Origin of the sequence: Siphonobacter sp. (genome assembly GCF_048595215.1) — a bacterium.
Classification (GTDB): Bacteria; Bacteroidota; Bacteroidia; order Cytophagales; family Spirosomataceae; genus Siphonobacter.
This window is the reverse complement of the sequence record NZ_JBMDWJ010000136.1, coordinates 1-16,364: the sequence shown is the minus strand read 5'-3', so window position 1 is coordinate 16,364 and position 16,364 is coordinate 1. Positions and strand designations below refer to the sequence as shown.

The window sequence follows — 16,364 nt, the reverse complement described above, 5'->3', positions numbered from 1 at the left end:
AGGAAGTCGATGCCTGGAATTACATTCACAATATCAATTACTTACTGGCTAACTGTGCCGAAGACGGCCGTTATGCGACGGCCCTATATTACGCCGAGAAACTACAGAATATGCCCGCTTCCAAAGAGCGGAAACGCAAGTACGAAGGTCGGTTTTTCTATCAGGGTATTCTGGCTCCCGTGAAAATGGAAATCTGTTTCGGCTACTACGACCGGGCTGCCAAACGCTTGCAGGCCATTTCACCCCATGATAGTCTGTATTCGGTGAAAGCAATGGCTTACAAAGATGGACTGTACTACTTCGCGGCGGGTATGGACGCGATCCGTCGCAACAAAGTCGAGGAAGCCCAGAAGTACGTCGATGCCCTTGATGCCACGCTGTGGCGGAATGTGAATCAATTTAATGAAGAAGACGTCATCAATACACGCCGGGTAAATGACCTCAACGTGGCTTCACTCGAATTACAGGGGCTCATTAAAAATGCCCAGGGGCATCGGGATGAGGCCATTGCTTTACTCGAAAAAGCAAAAATCAAGGAAGAAGAGTTGGGCTACAGCGAACCGCCTTCCTACGCTCGTCCCGTACTGATCAGTCTGGCCGAAGTGCATTTACAGGCGAAGCATTACGAACACGCGATTCATGCCTACGAAGAATTGCTAAAAAAACATCCACACTCAGCCAATGGCTTGTGGGGTTTGTATAAAGTGTACCAGAAAAAAGGCGACGCGGCGAAAGCCAAAGAATACGCAGCATTACTGGCCAAAACGGCTCGCTACGGCGAGAAAAGTCTGTATCCGCTTTAGTTCTTAGTACAACCAACCCAATCCTTTATACCACCCAATCGCATGATTTACGTGGCTAACCTGTAAAAGTTAGCCTGTGAGAAAGATATGTCCTTGTGTGACGTATATATATAATCGTTAACTATTCTTTTTTCTCTCTCATCTATCCATTTATTTCATGTATTCAAGGTTAAATCAAGTGGGACCTCGCTGGTTGAAGGTAGCCAGTCTGGCGGCGGTACTGGGCCTGAGCGAGGGTATTCCGCTACGGACCTATGCCCTTCCTTCCGTTACCTCGTTTCGTCATCGGGTGTTTCCGATTCAGGGTCGCGTAACCGATGCTAACGGCGAAGCCCTGCCAGGGGTGAGTGTTCGACTGAAAAACTCGACTATCGGTACCGTAACTGATGCCAATGGGCAGTTTAAACTGGACGTGGCTCAAGCTAGTGACGTGCTGATTTTCTCCTTTGTTGGCTACAGCACCCAGGAGGTTACGGTTGGGTCTCAAAAACAGCTAGCGGTACAGTTGGTATCCGCCAATCAGGAACTCAACGAAGTAGTGGTCGTGGGATACGCTCAGGTAAAGAAAGGGGCCGAAACGAGTGCGGTTTCCATGGTCAAAGGCGTAGATCTGAAAAACCAGCACGGCGTTAGTTTCAGTGAACGCGTACAGGGTTTGACGCCGGGTTTGCAGATTTCTTCCAACTCGGGCGTCGAGGGCGGGAGCGTGCTGGTTCGCCTGCGGGGGGCTACGTCGATCAATGCCGGGAATGATCCGCTCTACGTAATTGACGGGGTATTTATCAATAGCAATTCATTGCAGGGCGTACGGACGGGCGGTCAAACCACGAATCCGTTGGCGGATATTAATCCCAACGATATTGAGAACATTGAAGTACTCAAGGATGCCAACGCCACGGCCGTATACGGGGCCCGAGGAGCCAATGGGGTAATCATCATTACGACCAAACGGGGTTCCAAAAATGGCAAAACCAAGATCAATTTTTCTACTTCGGTAGGCGTTGCCAAAGCTCCTAAACTCTGGGACCTGACTACGGGTCCGCAGCACGCCGAAATTCTTAACGAGCAGTGGATCAATGATGGTAATCCAGCGGCTACGCGTCCTTTCCGTCCCGTTAGTGAAGGAGGGCAGGGGAACCCACAAGATCAGGGAACGTACGACCGACTGAGTCTGGTGTTTCGAACGGCGGTACAGCAATCCAACAATCTGTCGATTACGGGCGGGAATGAAAAAACGCAGTTCTACCTGGGCGGCGAAGTCACCCATCAGAATTCCATTCTGAAACTACAGGATTTCCAACGATTGGGATTCCGGGTCAATGTTGACCATCAGATTAATAAGAAACTACAGGTCGGATTAAGTACCTCCTACAGTGCAACGAAGCGACAATTGGCCCGTACCGGCGACACGGGTGGGATTCTGAATACGGGTTTGCATACTCCAACGCTCACGCCTCTCTTCGCGGCGGATGGTTCCTATAACCGCGGGGAACGCTTCAACAACCCCTACGTACTGTTGGAAAATTCTAACAACTACGCGTACGGGAAACACCTGATTGCCAATGCGTACCTGAAATGGAACCTCACGAAAGACCTCACCTTTAAAAGCTCCTGGAGTCTGGACGACAACTACTACAACGAAGCCGTTTACTACAACGCCAATCTGACGGAAGGAAGAGCTACCAATGGGAGTGCCACCAACGCGACCACGCTCGACCGTACCTGGATTGCCGAACAATTGCTCAATTACATTGCTCCCCTGGGCGAAAAGCATTTCCTGACCGTTTTTCTGGGGAATACACTCCAGCGGAATGAATTTCAACGTTCCACGATTACCGGTACCAACTTTCCCAGTACGCAGTTCACCACCATCTCAGCCGCCGCCATCACGACGGGCAGTACCACCGGCATTACGCCTTCGGGCCTGATTTCGTACTTCGGCGGAGCCAACTACAGTTTCGACAATCGCTACAGCGTGGATCTGAACGTGCGTACGGATGCTTCCTCCCGCTTCGGGGCCAACAATCGCTGGGGTACTTTTCCATCCGCAGGGGTCTCCTGGCGGTTAGGACAGGAGCGATTTATTCGGGAGAATGTGCGATTCGTGAATGATCTGAAACTGAAAGCCAGTATTGGTTGGACGGGTAACCAGAGCATCCCCGATTTTGCTTCGCTGGGGCTGTGGTCGGGAGGTAACAACTACCTGGATCGTCCCGGGGTGTCGCCGGCTCAGCTGGCAAACCAGAATTTGAAGTGGGAAACAACTCGCCAGTGGAACGTGGGTTTGGAGGCCGCTTTGTTTGCAAACCGACTGAAGTTTGAATGGGATGTGTACAACAAATACACCACGGATTTGCTGCTGCAGGTACCGATTCCGGCTAAAACGGGCTTTTCATCGTCCTTCCAGAACTTAGGCGAAATGAGCAACAAAGGCTTTGAATTCCAGATTACGTCCGTGAACATTTCCAGTAACAAGCTCGAATGGACGACCAGCTTCAACGTAGCCCACAACGTCAATACCATAGAGAAGCTGCCCATTTCGTTCACGCAGTACAACCGCGACTGGGTACGTCTGCAGGAAGGTCAGCCCATGTATTCGTTCTGGTTGTACAAACAATTGTACGTCGATCCGCAAACGGGCAATGCCATCTATGATGATTCCCGCACGAAGGATGGGAAAATTACTACTGATGACCGCCAGATTGTAGGCAATGCCTGGCCCGCGTACTACGGTGGCTTACGGAACAGTTTCCGGTTCAACAACTTCGACTTCTCGTTCTTCTTTTACTTCTCGCAGGGAAATAAAGTCTTTAACATGAACCGCTACTTTCAGGAACACGCGGGTTCACGGGGTACGTCCTGGTCCTTGCTCGCCAGCCAGATGCGACGCTGGCAGCAACCCGGTGACGTAACGGACATTCCCCGGGTGACCATTTTACCCAACGCCGACGGTAGCTACAACCACAACTTTGAAAGTAGTCGTTTTCTGGAAGATGCGTCGTTTATCCGTCTGCGAAGCGTAGCTCTGGGCTATTCTCTGCCAACCGCCATTTTGTCGAAAGTACGCTTACAACAGGCCCGTCTGTACGTCAACGCTACCAATCTACTAACCTTCACGAAGTACTCGGGACCAGATCCGGAAATCAATACCGCTCAGGATTACGCGAACGCCACCGTTCAGGGGCTTGATTTTTCCATGCCTCCCCACCCCCGCACGGTCGAAGTAGGTCTAAATCTTACGTTTTAACATGAAACGAACATCTTTTTTCCATACCTCCAGTCTGGTACTGGTAGCTCTGACGGGTCTACTGACGACTGCCTGCCGATCTTATTTTCTGGACGTAGAACCGCAGCAAAGCATTTCGGATCAGTCGGTTATTGTCGATGCAGCGACGGCGGAAGTTGCCCTGCTGGGCGTGTACGACAAATTACAGTCGAGCAATTACTACGGCGGCGACGGCTACCAGGCCGCCGCCTATCTAGCGGGTGGCGATAACCTGTGGGTCGGTACACTAAATTACTACAGCAACTTCATCACGCATTCGTACCGTTCGGACAATACATTGCTCAATAACGTCTGGTCCACGATTTATACGGCGGTCAACGGAGCGAACAATGTAATCGACAAAGTAGAGAAGCTGGATAACCGGGTCATTACCGAAGCTGTACGCAAACAGTACATTGGCGAAGCGTATGTCCTGCGTTCCCTGGCTTTGTTCGATCTGGCCCGGGCTTGGGGCAATGTACCGACCATTTTAAAGCCGACGACTTCGCCCAGCGATTTCGATGGCGTTAAGCAAAGTACGCAAAAGGACGTATACCGACAGGTACTGGCCGATTTGACCACCGCCGAAAGCCTTCTGCCCGCCCGCGTGGACCGCAACCGCGTGACCCTGAACACGGTTTACGCCCTGAAGGCTCGTGTGCATTTGTACAATGGTGATTTTCAGGAAGCGGAAACCTACGCATCCAAACTGATTGCGGATAGCAATTATGAACTGGTAAGCTGGGCTACAATCCTGAACGGAAAAAATACCAAAGAATCCATTTTCGAGCTGACGTACAGTACCGCCGACCGTAGTGCCCACTACGGTTCCTGGTCGAACGATGGGTACCGGAATCAGTTCTGCCCCGGTCCTGACCTCTACGCTTTGCTGCAAAATCCAGCGACGGGCGGGGAACGGAAACAGCTCATCAAGGATATTTCTACACCAGCTATTCGCAATTACTTCGTACAATTGCTGTACTGGCGATCTACGTCCGACAATCCGACGTACCTGTTCCGAATCGCTGAACAGTATCTGATCCGCTCGGAAGCCCGTATTAAAAAGGCAACGCCCGATGTGGCGGGTGCTCTGGCCGATCTAAACGCGGTACGGGCTCGCTCGAAAGTGGCGGCATTAACGGTGACTACGGTGGCGGAATTGGCCCTGGCCCTGGAGAACGAACGGCGGGTAGAATTTGCCTTTGAACCGCACCGCTGGTTTGATCTGGTACGAACCAACCGGGCGGCAACAGTACTCGGCGTAACGGATGCCAATAAATGGATTTTTCCCATTCCGTACAATGATTTAGCCGCTGATAGGGATTTAGTGCAAAATCCGGGATATTAAATACGATCTTTCCATCAAATCAATGCTCGCATGAATCTGCTCAAATCTTTAACACTTGCGGGAAGCCTCGGTCTGGCTACGCTCGCTCAGGCTCAAACACCTGTTACCCTCACCGGAACCGTAGCCGGTGTGAACACGGGCAAGGTGTATTTGCAACGCTTTCACAACAAAATGTTCTTTACGGTGGAAGCCGTGCCCGTCAAGGATGGGAAATTCCAGATTCAGCGAAAATTGAAGCTTCCGGAAGTGTATGCACTGACGCTGGATACGACCCGCGGTAATCAGTTCCTGTTTCTGGATGCAAGTGATACGCAAGTGGCGATCCAACTGGATAGTGCTCAGTATTACCGGAATACGAAAATAACCGGCTCGCAGGGACAGGATTTACTAGCGAGTTTCCGGCAGGGAAAAGAAGGTGAAATTCAGGCCTTTATTTCGAAACACCCGACGTCCATTGTTCCGACCTATATTCTGTACCGTGAATATTCCTATCGTCTGACACCGGATGAAATTGAAAAGAATGTAGCTCTGTTGGACGCATCCTTACAGAAAACACCCTACGTACAAACGCTTAAACAGCTCGTTACTACGTTGCGGAGCGTGCAGGTAGGAGAAAAAGCGAAGGACTTTCAGGCGAATACGCCCGACGGTAAACCGCTGCGTTTGTCGAGTTTGTACGGTAAAAGTTACGTATTGATCGACTTTTGGGCGGCCTGGTGCGGTCCCTGCCGTCGGGAAAATCCTAATCTGGTAAAAACCTATAATCAGTACAAGGATCAGGGTTTCACGATTCTGGGCGTATCCCTCGACAAAACAAAAGAAGCCTGGCTGAAAGCCATTGAAAAAGATCAATTGACCTGGCCTCAGGTTTCGGATCTGGCGTACTGGAATAGTGCCCCGGCTCAACTCTACGGGGTACGGGCGATTCCTTCGAACGTTTTACTGGATGCGGAAGGGCGGATTGTGGCCCGTAACTTACGGGGTGAAGAGCTGGCGGCCAAGCTGGAAGATTTGTATCGAAAGTCAGCGGCTAACAAGTAAATTAATCGATAGGCGAACCGGGATTTCTCAGCCTGAGGGGGTTGGGATTCCCGGTTTATTTATTTTAGTACTATTGGTACAGGCCAGGTTTCGCATTGTCTGTACAAGTAAACATTAGGATTAGATGGTTAATGGGAGTAAAACAGTCTATGTATAAATGCTTTTCATAAATAATTATATATGTAATCATTTTTCATGAAAAATAAGTAAATTTCATACGTTTACCATATCCTATTAGTTGAACGTATGGCTTCTCCGATTACTCCTCCTCTGGTGACCGTTTTTCTGGATCGTACTATTCCTGAACCCGGAGAACTCGCGGGCTACGCGGCCTTGCTACAGGCCTATGAGCTGGCGATTCCCTTACCAGATCGACTGGCGATCATTAGTCAGAAACACCGTCAGTACCAGACGGAAGAATGGCAGGTCTTTACACCTAGATACCGACCCGAAGAAACGCTTGCGGCCCACCTGACCTTTGCCCTGAAATACGAAGGTATCGAACTGGGGCTGCTCAAAAAGCTATTCGAAACGTTGGGGCCGCAACCGATTGTAGAATGGGTAACCCAGGAACCATTGGGGCAGTACAGTCGGAAAGTATGGTTTCTGTATGAATGGCTCCTGGAAGAATTACTCGATGTGCCGGACTTGACGACGGGAAATTACCTGGATGTGGTCGATGAGCGGCTGCAATACGGAAGCACGAGTGAGCGAATACCCACGAAGCGACAGCGGATTCGGAACAATCTGCCGGGCGTGCGGGAATTTTGTCCGATGATTCGAAAAACGCCGGTACTAGAGAATTACCAACAACTGGATTTATCCCAGCACATCAAACAGATGATTGGGAAAATTCATCCGGACGTGATGGGCCGAACGGCGGCTTTTTTGCTGTTAAAGGATTCGAAAGCCTCCTACGCCATTGAGGGCGAAAAGCCGCCACAAACCCGGGCCCAGCGGTGGGGAAGAGCCTTGGGACAAGCCGGACAGAAACCCCTGACCGCCGAAGAACTGGTGCGTTTACAGCAGATCGTTATTGACAATCCCCGCTTTACAAAAATGGGTTTTCGGCAACAGGAAGGCTTCATTGGCGAACACGACCGCCGGGTAGGCACGCCCATACCGGATCATATTTCTGCTCGCTGGAAGGATTTGCCGACGCTGATGCAGGGGCTGCTGGAAACTAGTCAAAAATTAGAGCAGGACGTTTCCTTTGATGCTGTACTGGCGGCGGCGGTCGTGGCGTTTGGTTTTGTATTCATTCACCCCTTCGTGGATGGCAACGGGCGTATTCATCGCTACCTGATTCATCACGTGCTGGCGGCCAAAGGGTACGTGACCAAGGGCCTTATTTTTCCCGTTTCGGCCATCATTTTAGAACACATTGAAACGTATCGGCAGGTACTGGAGGCCTTCTCCAAACCCCGGCTGGATAGGATCGAATGGAAACCAACGATCGATCATAATGTGGAGGTACTGAACGAAACCTTGGACCTGTACCGCTACTTCGATGCAACCCAGGCGGCTGAGTTCTTGTACGAATGCGTGAAACAAACGGCCCAGCAAACGATTCCGGAAGAAGTAGCGTACTTACAGCAATATGACCAATTCAAAAGCTACCTGGATGATACCTTCGAAATGCCCGACGATCTGGTAGCTCTGCTGGTACGATTCCTGGAACAGGGGAATGGAAAGCTTTCCGAACGGGCGAAGGCAAAGGAATTTAAGTCACTGATGGCCCCTGAGGTTGAAGCGATTGAACAGGTTTTCCAGGAGATATTTCTGGATAACTAGATCGGTACGTTAATAAAGAAACCCGATCAGTCAGTTTACTAGGTTGCGAAAAACAGCCTGGGCTCAAGACCGAGAATAACTAGCGATAATGGGCAATTTTACCCGAAAAACGTCCGTATCCGATTCTACCCGAATGGTTTGCTCGACCAGATGGGTATAGCGGGTGTTGATGTTCTCCAGTCCCATTTTCGTAGAAGCGACCTGTCCGCGTTTGAGCTGGATATCATTTTCCACGACCAGAAAACCGCTTTCTTCGTAAATCCGGATGTGCAGGGGCTTTTCCAGGGAAACGACGTTGTGTTTGGTACAGTTTTCGACCAGCAACTGAAGCGTAAAGGGCGGAATCAGCGAATGTTGCGTAGCTTCCGATACCTGGGTGGTCAGATCAATACCCGCATCAAAACGGGCTTTCAGCAAAAAAAGATACGACTGAATGATTTCCAGTTCGTCGGTCAAGGGAATCAGATCCAGCTTGCGGCTTTCGAGGGTATAGCGATAAAAGTCGGAGAGTTTAAGAATGAATTCTACGCTATGCTCGTCTTCGCTTTCCACCATGGATTTCAGGGTGTTCAAACTATTGAACAAAAAATGCGGGTTAACCTGCTGCCGGAGTAATTCGAATTGAGCCTCCAGGTGATCCGACTTGATGCGTTCGAGCTCAACGCCCACCTGTTGAGTCTGGTAACTTTGATACAACAAATGCAGGAACATGTAGAACATCACATTGATAAGGATGCCCCGCGTTTCTACCATCAACATGACCGGACCAAAATGAATATGCGATAAAATGAGTTGCTGAACACAGGCCAGTACAAACATAACGACCAGGCCCAACAGCAGACTCATCACCAGATGCCGTACGGAAAATCCGATGGTTCGGTTCTTTTCGTCGGGGAACGAATACAGATTGTAGTACCACACAAAGAGAGCGAATACCAGGGTGATCATTGAGTTGACCACGGCTTCTGCCAGCGGAAAGGGCCTCTCGGCAATTTTCGGTACGGAAGACAGCAGGCTCAGCAGTAATGAGCTGAGCCAAATCATCCGCCTGGAAACTTTAAATACGTTTTTTTTCATGGAGTCCTAGGAGCAGGGTCTTCCGGAAAAACCGAGGGCCGTTGGGCTAAAATCATACGGATGCGAGCCTGTGTATCCGGAACGGGTTCCGGCGTTGATTTTTTTAATTGGTAATGCAAAACTAATCCTTGGGAAGGGCGGTTTTGGTACGTCAGGGTTTCCACACATTCCAGTTTACCATTGATGTCGCTACCAAACCAGTACGGACTATTCAGGCTTTTCCAGGTTGCTAAGGTAAAGGTTTCGCCTCCAACGGGATAAGCGTGGCCGGATAAAGCGGCATCAAATGCGGCCTGATTACCGTAAAGCGTGGACATCGTACCTGCTTTTTTGTTGAAAAAGGAAGTAATAACGCGTAAGCCTTTTGAGTCAAATACCTCACGAACAGGAGTAGATGGGGAACGGTCGGGCTGACAGGCGATACTGCCCGTCACCAGTAAAATCAGAAAAAAATAGGTTTTCATAGCCAGGGTCGTGATTAGTGAAGATCAGCTTTTCGAAGGGGTATATCGAAGACATAGCCATTTTTATCGGCCAGTTTATGACAGTTAAAACAGGTCGTTTGAAAAGCCAGCGACTGGCCGTAGGGCTTTAGTTCCAAACCATTGAATCGGGCGAAACCCCAGCCTTCCGTATCCGGAAAACGTTGGTCATCCTTGATCATAATCTGGATGTTGTTGAAGGTGCCCGCTCGTACCTCACCACTGGTATTTTCTAACTGATCCCAGACGACTTTCACGATAATGGAACCCTGGGGCCAGGGCCGAATCTGATCTGTTTCAATGGCTTTTACGGCAATGTCATTGCCATAAATGACCCGCATGGTACCGCTATCGAAACGGGTGGTCGTACTGATGGGTTTCCAGTTTTTGTAATCGTCGAAATAGGTAATACCATTAAGGGCCACTGGCGTTTGAGGTCGTTGCGTCGCGTGCTGTTTGTACTGCTCAAATTCATGATCAGCAGCGTGTATTTTCGCTGCATCAGCTGGTTTGGCCTGGGCCAGAGAAACCGCGTAGGAGCGAAGCACCTCGATTTCCTGCGGAGTAACCTTCGCCGAAGGGTGCAGGAGCGTATAGGCCTTCAACGGCATCCGTCCCGCATCAAGCATGTTGACAATTCCGTAAATTTTGCTCTGCTGATCGCCCGGACTCAGGCTATCCCAGGATGAAAAATTTAATCCGGCACGGGCATCCCGAACGTCCTGAGCCACCAACTAGAACGCCGGAGCTACGCGGTCGTACCAGCGTAAGTTCGTTTCGTTGGAATGACAGTCGTAACAAGCTCGTTCGAACAGAGCGGTTACAGCCGTTGGACCCTTGAAATTCCCCGTAACGGGCGGATTGGGAATAGTGGGTGAAGTGACTTGTAAGCCCACGCCAATAAAAACCAGTAAGGCTAGAGCGGTAAGAATGCGTTTGGATCGTTTCATGGGTGAATGATTTATGGGTCCAAAACTATCGTTGGTCTGGTGTAGGCAAAAGAGCAACGGAGTTGAAGCCGACATCTTAAACCGTCAAGTAGACATTTGCGGGGTCAATTCACTTCATATAGGAACCTTGTCCAGCCTTTTGATCTTATGCTGACCGTAAGTCGAACCTTTTACCTTTGAGACGATGGCTTCTTTTGTGAACGTAGAAAACTTTTACAAAAACCGGAATATTGACCAATCTACTCCCCTAGGAGCAGCTACGGGTCATTTCGATGTATTGAAGTTAGAAGACCTGCACATTCCTCAACCACACCCCTACAACCGCCGCGATTATTACAAAATCAGCCTCGTCACGGGTCACAGCTTCATTCATTACGCCCGACAAACCTTTGAGATTCGGGAAAGTGCTTTGGTGTTCACCAATCCCATGCTGCCCTACCAGTGGGAACGAAAGAGCGACGAACAACGCGGCTATGTATGCGTGTTTACCGAGGCCTTTTTCAATCAATTTTTGCCGATCAAACAGTATCCCGTCTTTCAACAACCCGCGTACGCGGTGTTGCCCCTAGCAAGTGACGAGGCGGATCGTTTTGAAAGCCTGTTTTTGCAATTGAAGGCGGAGTTACAATCCGACTACGCGTACAAGGACGATTTTGTGCGGACTCAGGTACTGAACCTGATTCATCTCGCTCAGAAAATGCAGCCCGCGGGTAATCCTACCGGTGTAGCAACGAACGCAACCGAGCGACTGGCTACCTTGTTCACGGATTTGCTGGATCGACAGTTCCCCATCGAAAGTAGTGAACAACGCCTGTCCCTACACACGGCGGCGGCCTTTGCCGAGCCGTTGGGCGTACACATTAATTACCTCAATCGAGCCGTGAAGGAAGTAACCAGCAAAACTACAAGTCAGTGGATTGCCGAAAAAATCATTCTGGAAGCCCGGCACTTGCTAACGCATACATCCTGGACCATTACTGACATTGCCTGGAGTCTAGGGTTTGAGGAAGCGAATCATTTTTCCGCCTTTTTCAAGAAACATACCCAACACACGCCGAATCAGTTTCGGAAACTCGCTCCGGTTTGATTTCGGTAGTTTTGCGTTTGTTTTTCGTACGATGGATGACTCCGTTTGCTTCGACCTTTGCGGTATAAATCACGCAAGTGTTATGTGGACGAACGAACAAATCAGCAATCAAAGCGGTAAAGTAGCTTTTATTACGGGAGCCAACAGTGGGATTGGTCTGGAAACCGCCCGGGCTCTTTATCAGGCCGGAGCAAAGGTCATTCTGGCCAGCCGCGACGCCGCGAAAGCTCAGGCGGCTCTTGAGGAAATACAGCAATCCGGTGGAAAAGGAAGTCTGGAAATCGCTGTATTGGATTTAACCAGTCTTGAGGCCGTACGCGTTTGTGCCGAGCAATTCCGCCAGCGGCATGCTCAACTCGATATACTCATTAACAACGCTGGCGTAATGACTCCGCCCGCTTCGCGAACGGCCGACGGGTACGAGCTTCAGTTTGGCGTCAATTTTCTGGGTCATTTTGCGTTAACGGGCCATTTGTATCCCTTACTACAAGCCACTCCCGGTAGTCGCGTGGTGACGGTAACCAGTCTGGCGTACCAGAGCGGGTACCTGGATTTCGAAAATTTACGGCTGGAAAAAACCTATGACGCTGCTCGCGAGTACAGTCAAAGCAAGCTGGCTGATCTGTTGTTTACGCAAGCGTTGCAACAACGAATTGAAGCCAAGGGCGATACTATGCTTTCCCTGGCCGCTCACCCCGGCGTTACGCAGTCGCAGTTGTCGCGTTACATGAGTGCCGAAGCGTATCAGCAGGCCGTTGACCGCTTCGGCGAATTAATGCCTCCGGCCCAGGGTGCCTTACCTTCGTTGTACGCGGCGGTAACTCCGGACGTGGTGCCGGGGGGCTTCTACGGTCCGGATCAGGACGGGGGCTTACGGGGTTATCCGATTTTGACCGAAATACAGGCTAACGCCCGAGATTCAGAGGTAGCTAAAGTCTTATGGGAAAAAGCCGAAAGTAGTACGGGTCTTGTGTATCCTTAATCAATAAAAGGCTGATGGGTCGTAACTTTTATAAGTACGACCCATCAGCCTTTTAAAGCTGTCTTTTGTTTTCAAGAGGGAGTAGCCAATGCCGTTTCCAATTGCTCCGGATTGAGCATACCTTCGTATCGCCAGCGTTCCATTCCCTGCTCAACGAGTACAAAGGCTGGAAAGATCGTCACATTGAAACTACGAACGACTTCTGGATGGTACAGGCTTTCAATGCCCAGTACATCGACGGGTCCGCGACGAATGCGTTCCATTTCTTCTTTTACCTTTTGCACCAATCCTGCCGAAGCCTTTGCCGGGGCTTCTCCAAAAAAAACAAGCAGCACGGGCCGAATGACAGATTCTAGGTTCTGCGAAGGGCCAACGATTTCAAAGGCTTTCATAGAGCGAATTTGGCCCATCCGGCCTTCTTACCGAATGAGGGCTGTCAACTTCAGGCCTGATTTTGCTCAATGTTTTTTTTGCCTGACCTGAATTTAATAACTTGCCCGCTCGGATACGGACAGTTTTCCCCGGTTAGTAACGCCGCCTATGCATGAATGACGAGCTTGACTATCATACACTCAGTAACCTTCTTTTCGATGAATCGGAAGATTTAATGGCCCTTTACGCCCTGCGTACGGAGCAGTTTATTCGAATTAATCCGGCGGGATGCCGACTCCTCGGGTACGCGTCCGAAGCAGAGGCATTAGCTCAGGCGAAAGCTCATTTTTCTTGGGGAGCCGCCCATGCTACCGAACAGGAAATCGAATTAATGCGGGCCGATGGACAGTCTTTAAAAGGTCTGGTCCGAATCACGGCTTTCAAAGGAATCTCCGGTGAATACCAATTGATTCGGCTGAAAAACCTAGAGCTGATGCAACACATGCAGCAGCAGTTGGAGGCTAACGATCGCCGCTACGAAGCCGTATTTACCAATGCCACCATCGGGATCATTGTATCCGACCGACAGGGAAAGATAGTCTCGTGTAATGCCCTGGGTTATCGACTGTTGGGGTACGAAGAGGGTGAATTACTGGGTCAATCTATTGAATTGCTAGTACCTGAAAGCAAGCGGGGCTCGCATGTACACGATCGAGAATCTTTTTACCGCCACCCGCAGGTACGGGCGATGGGTCATAACCGCGATCTGTACGCTCAGCGGAAGGATGGCTCGGTGTTTCCGGTTGAAATCAGTTTGAGTTATTTTCAGGTGGAGGAAGAACTCTACGCCGTCGGATATATCATCGACATTACGTTCAAAAAAGAAGCGGAACGGGCCCTACTCTTACAAAACCAACGGATTGAACGTCTCAACGAAGACCTGGAGCAGAAAGTAGCCGACCGTACGCACGCGTTGATGACGACCTTAAGCCAACTGGAACGTTCCAAAGACGAATTGGCCAAGGCTCTGGAGACGGAGCGGGAATTAGGCGAACTGAAGTCACGCTTTGTCTCCATGGCTTCCCACGAGTTCCGTACGCCGCTTACAACGGTACTAACTTCGGCTTCGCTAATTGAAAAGTATCCAGCAACGGATCAGCAGGACAAACGCCTTCGACACGTCCAACGCATCACGGCTTCGGTGAATCACCTGAATGATATTCTGGAAGAATTTTTATCCGTGGGTAAGCTCGAAGAAGGAAAAGTGGAAGCCCGAATTACGCTGGTAGCTCTGGAACCGCTGATTCAGGAAGTACTCAGTGATATTCAGGGATTACGGAAAAATGGACAGGAATTTGAATTAGACCTGCAAACGCCGGATTTGTTTCCGACGGATGCATCGCTGCTACGGAAAATTCTGGTCAACCTGCTTTCCAACGCCGTCAAGTATTCCGGGGAACATACGGTCATCACCATACAAGCGACACTGGAAGGTACGGGCCTGTGCCTGGCTATTCAGGATCAGGGGATTGGTATTTCCAAAGAAGATCAAAAGCATTTATTTGAACGATTTTTTCGGGCGAAAAACGCCATTAATTACCAGGGAACGGGCTTAGGCCTGCACATTGTGATGAAGTACCTGGAATTACTGCGGGGGACCATTACGCTAAAAAGTGAATTGGAAAAAGGGACGCTCGTAACCATTCATTTACCTGGTCAATAGCTCTATACCTATGAAAACAATTTTGTTGATTGAAGACAACTCGGACATCCGGGAGAATACGTGTGAAATTCTGGAACTGGCTGGTTACAACGTCGTAACGGCCGAAAACGGTAAAGTGGGCGTTGAAAAAGCCCTGGCGGCCAAGCCAGATCTGGTAATTTGTGACATTATGATGCCCGTACTGGATGGCTACGGGGTCTTGCATATCTTTTCGCGGAATCCTACGCTGGCGGGTACGCCTTTCATCTTTCTAACGGCTAAAACCGAACGGAGTGAATTCAGAAAAGGTATGGAATTGGGAGCCGACGATTACCTGACCAAACCCTTCGACGAAAGTGAATTACTCAGTGCGATTGAAGGCCGACTCAAACGCTTTGAACAACTCGACCAGACGCGTACAGATTACGACCTGAAAAGCAACGGATTGGAAGCTTTTCTGGACGATGCTCAAACAAAACTCGAATCCCTCTCGGCGGATCGGAAGGTCCATACCATTCCCAAAAAACAGTACATCTACGCCGAAGGTGACCAGCCGCTGCGTTTGTACTTCGTGAAAAGCGGAAAGATCAAAACGATCAAGACCAATGCCGATGGGAAAGAATTCATTACGGGCATTTACGAGGAAGGATCGTTTTTCGGATACTTAGCCTTACTGGAAAACCGGGAGTATACCGACTCGGCCGTAGCTCTGGAAGATAGCCAGTTGCATTACATTCCCAAGGAAGACTTTCAGCAACTGCTTTCGGCGAATCGCTCCGTGAGTCAGGAATTTATTCGCTTACTGGCCGGGCACGTAGCCGAACGGGAACAGCAACTGCTGACGATGGCTTACGGATCACTGCGGCGGCGGGTGGCCGATACGCTACTGCACCTGCATACCTCGGTGGGCGAACAGGTGATTAAGTACTCGCGGGACGATCTGGCATCGATGGTGGGGACGGCTACCGAATCCCTTATTCGCACGCTGAGCGAATTCAAACAGGACGGACTCATTGAAATTGCCGGTTCTTCCATCCGAATTCTGCAACCAGAAAAATTACGGCGAGCGGGCTGGTAGGCGTCAGTAGGGGACTGGGGTTCGAGTCCCTTACCACTCAACCCTTGAAAAGATTGCATTCCTCAAGACTCAAGCCGTATCTTTGAGACTATGTCTCTTTTTATTACGTCTTTAAATTCGGGTAGTAACGGCAATTGTTACTACGTAGGCAACGGGCAGGATGCGGTTCTGATCGATGTAGGTATTTCCTGTCGGCAAATAGAATCCCGGCTGCGGCGGTTGAGCTTATCGGTCCATACCATCAAGGCCATTTTTATCTCGCATGAGCATACGGATCACATTAGCGGAACAACCAATTTTGCCCGTAAGTACCAACTGCCCGTTTACCTGACTCCCAAGACCTTGCGATCGGCTCGACTACTGGGCGAGGGCTTAGCCATTCG

14 protein-coding genes and 1 pseudogene are annotated in these 16,364 nt (G+C 50.0%); 10 read left to right on the top strand and 5 right to left on the bottom strand.

Annotated features, from left to right (window positions below; translation table 11 throughout):
* The 5 genes from ACOJTG_RS07880 to ACOJTG_RS07860 all read left to right on the top strand — a co-directional run.
* Positions 1-803, top strand: an 803-nt coding sequence (locus ACOJTG_RS07880; RefSeq protein ID WP_420153306.1) for a tetratricopeptide repeat protein, incomplete at its 5' end; no start/stop codon positions are given.
* 157 nt (positions 804-960) lie between these two features.
* The gene (locus ACOJTG_RS07875; protein ID WP_420153305.1) at positions 961-4,050 is read left to right on the top strand and encodes a SusC/RagA family TonB-linked outer membrane protein; all 3,090 of its coding nucleotides are present in this window, start codon (positions 961-963) and stop codon (positions 4,048-4,050) included.
* 1 nt (position 4,051) lies between these two features.
* Positions 4,052-5,416 (top strand): RagB/SusD family nutrient uptake outer membrane protein, encoded by a 1,365-nt coding sequence (locus tag ACOJTG_RS07870; RefSeq protein WP_420153304.1) that lies wholly within the window; start codon positions 4,052-4,054, stop codon positions 5,414-5,416.
* A 30-nt stretch (positions 5,417-5,446) separates the two neighbouring features.
* Complete coding sequence (locus ACOJTG_RS07865) at positions 5,447-6,457, top strand: redoxin domain-containing protein (RefSeq protein WP_420153303.1); 1,011 nt, start codon at positions 5,447-5,449, stop codon at positions 6,455-6,457.
* A gap of 246 nt (positions 6,458-6,703) precedes the next feature.
* Complete coding sequence (locus ACOJTG_RS07860; RefSeq protein ID WP_420153302.1) at positions 6,704-8,251, top strand: Fic family protein; 1,548 nt, start codon at positions 6,704-6,706, stop codon at positions 8,249-8,251.
* A gap of 63 nt (positions 8,252-8,314) precedes the next feature.
* On the opposite strand, the gene ACOJTG_RS07855 is transcribed toward ACOJTG_RS07860, so the two are convergent.
* The 4 genes and pseudogenes from ACOJTG_RS07855 to ACOJTG_RS07840 form a co-directional block, all read right to left on the bottom strand.
* Positions 8,315-9,328: a sensor histidine kinase gene (locus tag ACOJTG_RS07855; protein WP_420153301.1), complete on the bottom strand. Its 1,014-nt coding sequence runs from the start codon at positions 9,326-9,328 to the stop codon at positions 8,315-8,317.
* The gene (locus ACOJTG_RS07850; protein ID WP_420153300.1) at positions 9,325-9,792 is read right to left on the bottom strand and encodes a hypothetical protein; all 468 of its coding nucleotides are present in this window, start codon (positions 9,790-9,792) and stop codon (positions 9,325-9,327) included. Before ACOJTG_RS07850 ends, ACOJTG_RS07855 begins: the two co-directional genes overlap by 4 nt.
* A gap of 14 nt (positions 9,793-9,806) precedes the next feature.
* Entirely contained in the window at positions 9,807-10,235 is a 429-nt protein-coding gene (locus ACOJTG_RS07845) for a cytochrome P460 family protein (RefSeq protein ID WP_420153307.1), read from the bottom strand.
* A 117-nt stretch (positions 10,236-10,352) separates the two neighbouring features.
* Positions 10,353-10,760: pseudogene (locus ACOJTG_RS07840) on the bottom strand (heme-binding domain-containing protein); the annotation flags it as partial.
* 184 nt (positions 10,761-10,944) lie between these two features.
* On the opposite strand from ACOJTG_RS07840, the gene ACOJTG_RS07835 reads away from it, so the two are divergent.
* Positions 10,945-11,847 (top strand): helix-turn-helix domain-containing protein, encoded by a 903-nt coding sequence (locus ACOJTG_RS07835; protein WP_420153299.1) that lies wholly within the window; start codon positions 10,945-10,947, stop codon positions 11,845-11,847.
* Between the two features lie 82 nt (positions 11,848-11,929).
* Complete coding sequence (locus tag ACOJTG_RS07830; protein ID WP_420153298.1) at positions 11,930-12,829, top strand: oxidoreductase; 900 nt, start codon at positions 11,930-11,932, stop codon at positions 12,827-12,829.
* Positions 12,830-12,900: 71 nt separating this feature from the next.
* On the opposite strand, the gene ACOJTG_RS07825 is transcribed toward ACOJTG_RS07830, so the two are convergent.
* Positions 12,901-13,221 (bottom strand): thioredoxin family protein, encoded by a 321-nt coding sequence (locus tag ACOJTG_RS07825; RefSeq protein ID WP_420153297.1) that lies wholly within the window; start codon positions 13,219-13,221, stop codon positions 12,901-12,903.
* A 152-nt stretch (positions 13,222-13,373) separates the two neighbouring features.
* Here ACOJTG_RS07825 and ACOJTG_RS07820 point away from each other — a divergent pair, with 152 nt between their 5' ends.
* From ACOJTG_RS07820 to ACOJTG_RS07810, 3 genes are all read left to right on the top strand, one after another.
* A complete protein-coding gene (locus ACOJTG_RS07820; RefSeq protein WP_420153296.1) occupies positions 13,374-14,924 on the top strand; it encodes a PAS domain-containing sensor histidine kinase in 1,551 nt (516 codons plus the stop codon).
* Between the two features lie 10 nt (positions 14,925-14,934).
* Positions 14,935-15,981, top strand: coding sequence for a response regulator (locus ACOJTG_RS07815; RefSeq protein WP_420153295.1), 1,047 nt, complete (start codon positions 14,935-14,937; stop codon positions 15,979-15,981).
* Between the two features lie 90 nt (positions 15,982-16,071).
* On the top strand, positions 16,072-16,364 hold a 293-nt coding region (locus tag ACOJTG_RS07810; RefSeq protein ID WP_420153294.1), incomplete at its 3' end, for an MBL fold metallo-hydrolase.

What these genes read in the sequence shown, in the direction of transcription:
- ACOJTG_RS07875 (WP_420153305.1), top strand. Translation starts at nt 961, where the DNA reads ATGTATTCAAGGTTAAATCAAGTGGGACCTCGCTGGTTGAAGGTAGCC.
- ACOJTG_RS07870 (WP_420153304.1), top strand. Translation starts at nt 4,052, where the DNA reads ATGAAACGAACATCTTTTTTCCATACCTCCAGTCTGGTACTGGTAGCT.
- ACOJTG_RS07865 (WP_420153303.1), top strand. Translation starts at nt 5,447, where the DNA reads ATGAATCTGCTCAAATCTTTAACACTTGCGGGAAGCCTCGGTCTGGCT.
- ACOJTG_RS07860 (WP_420153302.1), top strand. Translation starts at nt 6,704, where the DNA reads ATGGCTTCTCCGATTACTCCTCCTCTGGTGACCGTTTTTCTGGATCGT.
- ACOJTG_RS07855 (WP_420153301.1), bottom strand. Translation starts at nt 9,328, where the DNA reads ATGAAAAAAAACGTATTTAAAGTTTCCAGGCGGATGATTTGGCTCAGC.
- ACOJTG_RS07850 (WP_420153300.1), bottom strand. Translation starts at nt 9,792, where the DNA reads ATGAAAACCTATTTTTTTCTGATTTTACTGGTGACGGGCAGTATCGCC.
- ACOJTG_RS07835 (WP_420153299.1), top strand. Translation starts at nt 10,945, where the DNA reads ATGGCTTCTTTTGTGAACGTAGAAAACTTTTACAAAAACCGGAATATT.
- ACOJTG_RS07830 (WP_420153298.1), top strand. Translation starts at nt 11,930, where the DNA reads ATGTGGACGAACGAACAAATCAGCAATCAAAGCGGTAAAGTAGCTTTT.
- ACOJTG_RS07825 (WP_420153297.1), bottom strand. Translation starts at nt 13,221, where the DNA reads ATGAAAGCCTTTGAAATCGTTGGCCCTTCGCAGAACCTAGAATCTGTC.
- ACOJTG_RS07820 (WP_420153296.1), top strand. Translation starts at nt 13,374, where the DNA reads ATGAATGACGAGCTTGACTATCATACACTCAGTAACCTTCTTTTCGAT.
- ACOJTG_RS07815 (WP_420153295.1), top strand. Translation starts at nt 14,935, where the DNA reads ATGAAAACAATTTTGTTGATTGAAGACAACTCGGACATCCGGGAGAAT.